This window comes from Micrococcus lylae NBRC 15355 (genome assembly GCF_001570885.1).
Lineage (GTDB): Bacteria > Actinomycetota > Actinomycetes > Actinomycetales > Micrococcaceae > Micrococcus > Micrococcus lylae.
In genome coordinates this window covers 1-8,009 of record NZ_BCSN01000075.1, presented here as the reverse complement: position 1 = coordinate 8,009, position 8,009 = coordinate 1, and the positions used below count along the sequence as shown (strand labels likewise).

Genomic DNA, 8,009 nt, shown 5'->3' with positions numbered 1-8,009 from the left:
GCCAGGAATCGTCCTTGGTCTGGCTCGGAGACGCGGAAGCCACTGATCTGCTGGATTCTGTTCGACTGATGTCAGACCCACAGACCACTGACGAGACCCAAGGAGACATCCCATGGCACAGCACCTTCTCGAGACCGACGGACAGGTCTGCCCCTTCCCGCTGGTGGAGGCGAAGCAGGCGATGGCGCAGATCCCCAGCGGGGACGAGCTGGTCATCGACTTCGACTGCACCCAGGCCACCGACTCGCTGCCGCGCTGGGCGGCCGAGGACGGCCACGAGGTCACCGAGTTCACCAAGCGCGGTGCGGCCGAGTGGACGATCGTGGTGAAGAAGGGCTGACCGGCGGCGGCCCGCACGGGCCGCAGACACGCGTCAGGGGCGGGAATGAATGGCTCGGTCCTTCCCCTGCGGCCGCTCAGCGCACCGGACCGCGCAGCGCACGGCCGAGCCTGCCGAGCGCCCAGCCCACCGCCGTGTAGGCGGCACTGGTCACTGCGCCCACCACCGGAGAGACCAGCCACTGCCCCGCCCGGGTGTACCGGATGCCCGTGGCCATGGCGGACGGATTCACCACCGCGTCCTCCACGGCGTGCATGACCACCCCGGGCCACACGGAGCGGGTGAGCGCGTAGACCTCCGTGTAGAGCGGGGTCCAGGCCAGGATCACCCCGGCGGCCACGGCGGCGAAGGCGCGGCGGGGGACGTCGAGCACGGCGCGCATGTCCGCCTCCGGCAGGAAGCGCAGATAGTAGGGCACATGCCAGGCGGCCCAGACGGCGCCGACCGTCAGGTTCAGCGGCACCCTGCCCACGCCGGCGCACAGGAGCTCCTCGGTGAGGTAGCCCCTCCAGCAGGACTCCTCCACCAGGTTCTTGACCAGGGCGGGGCCGAGAGCGGTGGCGATCGACCGGCCCAGGCCGGCGACGTCCGCGCGGGAGAGGTCGACGAGCCCGGCCGCCCGGCCGAGCCCCAGCGCCCCCGCTGTCACCGCCGGGTAGACCAGCACCGCAGTGCCCCAGGCGAGCGTGCGGTGCGTGCCCGAAGACGCCACGGCGTCCGCGGGGCGAAGCGGCAGGAAGGCCCCGTGCCTGACCCGGCGCAGCACGGCTGCGGCGGCCAGCGGGGACAGCAGCCAGACCAGGCTGCCGGGGCTGTCCATGGAGTCCGGACGTCCTGCGGCGCGGTTCACGGCCACCCCCGCCCAGCCGGCCCCGGAGGCGACGACGCCGAAGGCGAGCAGGTCCGAGCGGAACGGGACGGTGGCGGCGCCGGCACATCTGGACGTCGGAGGCGGGGCGGAACGGACTGCAAGGACAGGCAGATGCGGCGTCACACCGTCACGATAGCCCGGGCCGTCGACGCCGCAGAAGGGGTCCGGACCCCGGCGGTGCCGTGGCGGGACGTGCGACCGGTCGTCACCCGATCGGGCTCACTGCCTGCCGGTGCCGTCCTTGTTCACGATGGCGATGGCGGCGGTGTCCGGTGCGGAGTCGGCGACCTCGTTCATGGCGTGGTCCGCGTCCCCGGTGCGCCGATACTCGGCATGGATGCCCTCCCAGAGATGGGCGTTGTGCACGCCGATCTCCTTCGGGTCCAGGACGGGGTCCTGGCCGGCACGCCTCTGACGGTCGTAGTCCTTGACCAGGCGGATCGCGATCGGAGACAGCAGCACCAGGGCGAGGATGTTGACCCAGGTGTAGAGGCCCACGCCGAAGTCCGCCATGGCCCACGCGAACGCGGAGGTCTGGGTGGCACCGAAGACCATGGAACCGGCGAGCAGGATGTGGGCGATCGCCTCAAGGACCTTCAGGACCGGCTTGCGCTTGACCAGGTACGCCAGGTTGGTGACGGCGTAGAAGTCGAAGGACAGCAGCGTGGTGAACGCGAACAGGAACACGGCCACGGCCACCAGAGACGGGCCGAAAGCCGGGATCACAGAGTCGATAGCGGTCTGGGTCCAGGCCGGGCCCTCCTCCACACCGGGCAGGTGCTCCACGATCGGCTCGCCGTCCGGGCCCTGCACGTTGAAGCTGTCGGTGGCCAGGATCATCAGACCGGTGATGGTGCAGACGAACAGGGTGTCCACGTACGCGGAGAACCCCTGGGCCAGGCCCTGCTTCACCGGGTGGGTGACGTTCGCGGCGGCCGAGGCCTGGGCGCCGGAGCCGGTGCCGATCTCCGTGGAGTACACGGCGCGGCGGATGCCCCAGGCGATGGCGGCACCCATCATTCCGGCATAGGCCGAGTCCAGGGCGAAGGCGGAGGTGAAGATCAGGGAGAACATCGCCGGGACGTGGGTGATGTTGAAGATCACCACGATCAGGCCGACGAGGATGTAGACGGCGGCCATGAACGGCACGATCAGGCCGACGGTGCGGCCCAGGCGGTGCATGCCGCCGAACACGATGACCAGGAAGAACGCTGCCATGGCCAGGCCGACCCAGAGCGGGTCCCAGCCCCAGGCCTCCGAGGTCGCCGCCGTCACGGCGTTGGCCTGGATCTGCGGGCCGGTGATGGTGGTGGCGAAGACGGTGGCGGCCGCGTAGGCGACGGCGAGCCAGCGCCAGTTCCGGCCGAGGCCCTCCAGGATGTAGAAGGCCGGACCACCGCGGAACTCGCCCTTCACCTTGTGCTTGTACAGCTGGGCGAGGGAGGACTCGGCCACGGCCACGGGCGCGCCGAGGAACGCGGTGACCCACATCCAGAACAGGGCGCCGGGGCCGCCGACGAACATCGCGGCCGCCACACCGGCGATGTTGGCGACGCCGATGCGGCCGCCCAACGCCATCGCGAAGGCCTCGAACGAGCTGATGCCCGCGGAGGTGCGGCCGCCGTGGATCAGCTGCCCCACCATGTCACCGATCAGCCGCAGCTGGGGCACCGCCATCCTGATGGTGAAGTAGAGGCCGATGGCCAGGATGATGATCACCATGGGCAACGCCCACATGATCGCGTTCGCAGATTCGATGAATGACTGCATGGAGTCCTCGGGTCGGTGACAGGGCTCACAAGACCTTAGTGGGACCTGAGCGGTGACCGCGAGGTCTCATCTACGGCGGAGGGGAATTCGTTCGGGGCAGGGCCTCCCGGAAGCCCCGCCCCCCCCTTCACGACCTCCTTCACGACGACGGCCCGCCTCCGCCTTTCCCCCTTCCGCACTTCCGCCGAGCCAGAGGAAGTGGTCACCTCGCACGTGCGTGAAGTGACCACTTCCTCTGGTTCGCCGCGGCCGTTCCTCTAGTTCGCCGCGGCAGGCCCCTGCGGATCACCGCAAAAAAGAGAGCACTTGAGAGATACGAGCGCTCACGCGCATAATTTGTGACAAGCGCCGTCGATTGGATCACCATGCTCTTCTCCACTCCTCCGCTGACGGACGACGACCGCGCCGTACTCGCCGCCATCGACGCGCACCGGGAGGCCATGCGCTACAGCCTGAGCGCTCCGCATCGCTGGGTCGGCACGCTGGCACGCCAGCAGCGCGCCCGCGACACGGTGGGGTCGAATTCGATCGAGGGCATCCACGTCAGCCGTGAACAGGCACTGGCCATCCGGGCAGACTCGGCCGATCTCGTCGAGGTGGACGAAGACTGGCTGGCAGTAAGGGGCTATTCGGACGCCATGACCTATGCACGGATCATGGCGGACGAGGGACGAGACCTCACCCTTCCCGACCTCCTCGCCCTGCACTTCATGACCACGGCCCACGACCTTGGGCAGCGACCCGGGCGTCTCCGCCTGACCGACATCTACGTGCAGCAGGAAGGCAGCGGACGCACGGTCTACACCGGCCCCGCCCCGGAGGAGGTGGACGGCCTGCTGGACGAGCTGCTGTCCTCGCTCGCCTCCAACTCCCCGGACGAGCACCCGCTGGTCTCGGCGGCCATGGCCCACCTGAACCTCGTGATGATCCACCCTTTCAGCGACGGGAACGGACGCATGTCCCGGATCCTCCAGTCCTGGCGGCTCTACTGGGACCGCCTGGCGGAGGCGGCCTTCGTCTCCGTGGAGGAATACCTCGGGCGGAACACGGAGGCCTACTACGCGGTGTTGGCCGAGGTGGGCGCCGGGCGGTGGGCACCTGAGCGGGATGCCTCCCCCTGGCTGGAGTTCATGCTGACCGCCCACTATCGCCAAGCGATGACCATCCGCCGCCGGATCGACGTGATGGAACAGGTGGCACGGCGCGTGGACGAGTTGATCGACACCCTCGCCCTCCCAGAACGCGCCGCCGCACCGCTGGAGTTCGTGCTCACCGACTGGCGCCTCACGAATGCGCTGTACCGCGACGCGGCCGGGGTCACCCGGCCCACCGCATCCCGGGACCTGAACCTGCTGACGAAGGCCGGGGTGCTGGTCCGTGAAGGGGACAAGCGCGGCGCGGCCTACTTTCCAAGCGCAGAGCTGCAGCAGTGGGTTGAGCTGACACGCCGGTCGGCACGCCAGCGCTTCGACGTGGCCGCCGACCCGTACAGGTCGCTCCGACGGGGCAAGAATCTGTAGACCGGCAGGGCACGACGACGCCGCTCGCCGGAGTGAGTCAAATGGCACTTACCGTGTCCACATCCTCTGAAAGACTCACCTCATGACTTCGCTCGCGGTGGCACTCAAGGTCCGGCGGCTCGTCCAGGACGACGCAACCCTCCGCATGCTGCGCATGGACTCACTTCCACTGGTGGCAGGCGTCCTCGAGACCCACCTCAGCGCGCCTAACGCCACCATGCCCACCCATCAGCTGCACGACCTTTTGGATGCGGAGCTGGATCCCCTCCGCACCCATCTCGATCTCTCCGACCGCACGGCCAAGGGCTTCTGCGAGGACTGGCGCCAGGCGGGTCTGCTGGAACGCCGGCTTCACGGCGAGTCCCGCGAAGAGGTCTACGCGCTCACCCCGGCGGCCCGCCAGGGTCTGCGCCTGATCGAACAGCTCCTGGAGCCACGGGCCAGCGTCACAGAATCGCGCTTCGTCGCGCTCCTGACCGCGCTGCACCGGCTCGCCGTCGAGACCGATCCGGACGTCGACCGCCGCGTGGCCGCCCTGCAAGCAGAACGCGATCGCTTGGACGAGCGGATCCGGCGCCTGTCCTCCGGCGAGGATGACCTCCTGGACGAACGCCGCGCCCGGGAACGACTGGAGGACTTGCTCGGCCAGGCTGCGGACCTGCCCACGGACTTCGCCCGGGTCCGCGCACGCTTCTCCCAGCTGAACCAGGAGCTGCGTCGGCGCATCCTCACGGACGAGGGCCTGCCTAAGGAGGTGCTGGAGAACGTGTTCCGCGGCGTGGACGTCATCGAGTCCTCGGACGAGGGACAGACCTTTGCCGCATTCTCCCGGCTGGTCCGCGACCCCGCCATGGCCGCGTCGTTCGAGGCGGACGTCCGCGCCGTGCTCGGTCGCGACCTCTTCACCGACCTGCCGGCGTCCGTGCGCAGCACCCTGCGAACCCTGCCGCGCACCCTGGACGACGGCGCCCGTTCCGTGCAGGACAGCCTCACCGAGTTCGCCCGTGGACTGCGTGGGTACGTGCTATCGCAGGAGTATCAGCGCGACCGTCGCCTCCACACCGCCCTCCAGGAGGCCCTCGCGGCCGCCGCCGAGGCGGCCCCCGCCACCCGCCCGTTCCATCGCACCGGCCTGGACATGGAGCTCACCGGCATGTCCCCGCGCTCGCTGGGCACCCTCACTCTGCATGACCCCCGAGAGTTCGACGTCGGGGCTGCGCTCGAGGAGGCCGAGGTCGAGACCGTGGACGTCGAGGCCCTCCGGCTGCTTGCACGGGAGACGGAGATCGACTTCGCCGAACTGCGCGAGAACGTCAACGGCGTCCTTGCCGATCACTCCCCCGTCAGCGTGGCCGAAGTGCTCTCCTTGCACCCGGCCACGCAGGGCGTCGCGAGCGTCGTCGGGTTGCTCTCACTGGCGGCGCGCCACGGGGTGATCGACGACGACGCCACGGACCTCCTTCGCTGGCCCGTGGAGACGGAGAACTCCGAGACACCCGGCTCCGGCCTCCCCCACCGCTCCGCCCGGGTGGTCCGTCACCTGTTCACCGAAAGGCTTCCCTGATGACCTCGATCCCCGAGAACGAGCTCCACGAGACCCCCGAGAACCCGCATGCCCTCTGGGAGGGAGACCTGGGCACGCTCGGCGAGCAGTCGCGCCGCGCCCTGCTCGAGCTGCTGAAGGGGCCGTACCTCTCGGGCCGTCGGCGCCCACAGCTCTGGCAGGCTCTCGTCGCAGACGAGGCGGTCATCCGCTCCCGGCTGCACGAGCTGTTCCTGGACGTGGTGATCGACCGGCAGGACGAGTTCGCGTTCACCCGCCGCGTGGACACCGACGAGCTCACCACGCCCTCGGCCCTGCGCACCGAGGCCATGAGCTTCCTGGACACCGCCATGCTGCTGGTGCTCCGCGGTCACCTGCTGGCCTCCGCCGGCGAGCGCCGTGTGGTGGTCGGCAAGCAGGAGATCTACGAGCAGCTCGCCGTGTACCGGGAAGGAGACGACGCTGCCTGGGCCAAGCGTCTCAACGGCTCGTGGACGAGGATGCTCAACCGCTTCAACGTGCTGCACAAGGTCGAGGAGGATCGCGCGGAGATCTCGCCGGTGCTCAAGGTCGTGATCGGCCCGGAGCAGGCGGCGTCATTCACCGAGCTGTACCGCGGCATCGCTGAGCGAGGAACCTCCACCTCCGACACTGACGACTCTGCCGAGACCGAGGAGGACACCGCATGAGCACCCTGCAGATGACCGACCAGAAGGCCTTCGAGCTCGGTCCCCAGCTGGATGTTCCCCCCGTCGAACCGGCTCCGCCGAGGCAGTGGCGCCTCGCGTCGGTGCAGATCGCCAACTGGGGCACCATGGACGGTCGGATCTACCGGTTCCCCGTGTCCCGCCGGGGCCATCTGATCACCGGCCCGTCGGGGTCAGGCAAGTCTTCGGTGCTGGACGCGATCGCCTCCGTGCTCACCCCGGACAAGTGGCTGAAGTTCAACCAGGCGGCGCAGGCCGGCGGCGAGCGTGCGGCCACCCGCAGTGTCGTCTCGTATGTGCGTGGCGCGTGGACCAGGCAGCAGGACGAGCAGGAGGACCGTGTGGTCTCGGCGTATCTGCGGCCCCGCGCGACCTGGTCCGGCGTCGTGCTGACGTACCGGGACGGAACCGGTGGTGTCGTCTCTCTGGCACGACTGTTCTTCCTGCGGGGCACGTCCATGTCCAGCGCAGACATGCGGGACCTGTGCCTGCTGGAGCGTTCTGAGGTTGACCTGGCGGAGCTGCAGACCCTGATCGACGACGGCATCAAGACCCGCCGCGTGCAGGACCGATGGCCCAAGGCAGTGGTGACCACGAACGGCACGCACGGCAAGTTCTACGCTCGGCTGCGATCGGTGTTCGGCATGCGCGACGACGCCGCGCTGCGGCTTCTGCACCGGACCCAGTCCGCCAAGGGCTTGGACTCCCTGGACCAGCTGTTCCGCCACCACATGCTCGAGGTGCCGCAGACGTTCGAGATGGCGGACAAGGCGGTCGAGGAGTTCGGGGCGCTGCGTACCGCATACGAGCATGTGATGGACCTGCGCCAGCAGCGTGACCATCTGCTTCAGGTGCGCACCGTGGCAGACGAGTACGAGACCGCGCTCTCGGATACGGAGCGTCTGCGGCGACTGCAGGAGGCGATCCACCCCTACCGACAGAGCCGAGAGCTCGAGAATCTGCGCCGGGAAGTGCAACAGGTGCGCGGTTCCCTGCGCGGCCTGCGGGCACGGCAGGAAGAAGCCCGGGCAGCACTGGAGAGAGCGGAGCAGCGTCGTGCCGGGACCATGCTGGCCCTGCACCAGGCCGGGGGCGGACAGATCGAGGAGCTCGGACGCCAGATCTCGGCTGAGGAGGAGCAGCGACAGGACCGGGAGCGTCGGCACGCCGTGCTGCTGTCCCGGCTGAGCGAGGCAGGGCTGGAGGCCGTGCCGGGGAGCGTCGCAGAGTTCGGCGAGCTCCACGCGATGATCGAGAC

General features: G+C 69.2%; 7 protein-coding genes. 5 read left to right on the top strand and 2 right to left on the bottom strand.

Annotated elements, in window-relative coordinates; translation table 11 throughout:
- Nucleotides 1–112 precede the first annotated feature (112 nt).
- Entirely contained in the window at nucleotides 113–340 is a 228-nt protein-coding gene (locus MLY01S_RS11305) for a sulfurtransferase TusA family protein (protein WP_067192193.1), read from the top strand.
- Between the two features lie 76 nt (nucleotides 341–416).
- Here the strand turns inward: MLY01S_RS11305 and MLY01S_RS11300 are convergent, their stop codons facing one another.
- Complete coding sequence (locus tag MLY01S_RS11300; protein ID WP_067192190.1) at nucleotides 417–1,334, bottom strand: CPBP family intramembrane glutamic endopeptidase; 918 nt, start codon at nucleotides 1,332–1,334, stop codon at nucleotides 417–419.
- Nucleotides 1,335–1,430: 96 nt separating this feature from the next.
- Complete coding sequence (locus MLY01S_RS11295) at nucleotides 1,431–2,981, bottom strand: alanine/glycine:cation symporter family protein (RefSeq protein ID WP_067192186.1); 1,551 nt, start codon at nucleotides 2,979–2,981, stop codon at nucleotides 1,431–1,433.
- 365 nt (nucleotides 2,982–3,346) lie between these two features.
- Here MLY01S_RS11295 and MLY01S_RS11290 point away from each other — a divergent pair, with 365 nt between their 5' ends.
- The 4 genes from MLY01S_RS11290 to MLY01S_RS11275 all read left to right on the top strand — a co-directional run.
- Nucleotides 3,347–4,501 (top strand): Fic family protein, encoded by a 1,155-nt coding sequence (locus MLY01S_RS11290; RefSeq protein ID WP_067192184.1) that lies wholly within the window; start codon nucleotides 3,347–3,349, stop codon nucleotides 4,499–4,501.
- Nucleotides 4,502–4,583: 82 nt separating this feature from the next.
- On the top strand, nucleotides 4,584–6,065 hold the full coding sequence (locus MLY01S_RS11285) for a DUF3375 domain-containing protein (RefSeq protein ID WP_067192180.1): 1,482 nt from the start codon (nucleotides 4,584–4,586) through the stop codon (nucleotides 6,063–6,065).
- Nucleotides 6,065–6,733: a DUF4194 domain-containing protein gene (locus MLY01S_RS11280; protein WP_067192175.1), complete on the top strand. Its 669-nt coding sequence runs from the start codon at nucleotides 6,065–6,067 to the stop codon at nucleotides 6,731–6,733. Before MLY01S_RS11285 ends, MLY01S_RS11280 begins: the two co-directional genes overlap by 1 nt.
- The coding region (locus tag MLY01S_RS11275) for an ATP-binding protein (RefSeq protein ID WP_169795151.1) at nucleotides 6,730–8,009 on the top strand (1,280 nt) is incomplete at its 3' end. The genes MLY01S_RS11280 and MLY01S_RS11275, both read left to right, overlap by 4 nt.

Excerpts from the sequence above, each read along its gene's own strand:
- MLY01S_RS11305 (WP_067192193.1), top strand. The coding sequence starts at position 113 with ATGGCACAGCACCTTCTCGAGACCGACGGACAGGTCTGCCCCTTCCCG.
- MLY01S_RS11295 (WP_067192186.1), bottom strand. The coding sequence starts at position 2,981 with ATGCAGTCATTCATCGAATCTGCGAACGCGATCATGTGGGCGTTGCCC.
- MLY01S_RS11290 (WP_067192184.1), top strand. The coding sequence starts at position 3,347 with ATGCTCTTCTCCACTCCTCCGCTGACGGACGACGACCGCGCCGTACTC.
- MLY01S_RS11285 (WP_067192180.1), top strand. The coding sequence starts at position 4,584 with ATGACTTCGCTCGCGGTGGCACTCAAGGTCCGGCGGCTCGTCCAGGAC.
- MLY01S_RS11280 (WP_067192175.1), top strand. The coding sequence starts at position 6,065 with ATGACCTCGATCCCCGAGAACGAGCTCCACGAGACCCCCGAGAACCCG.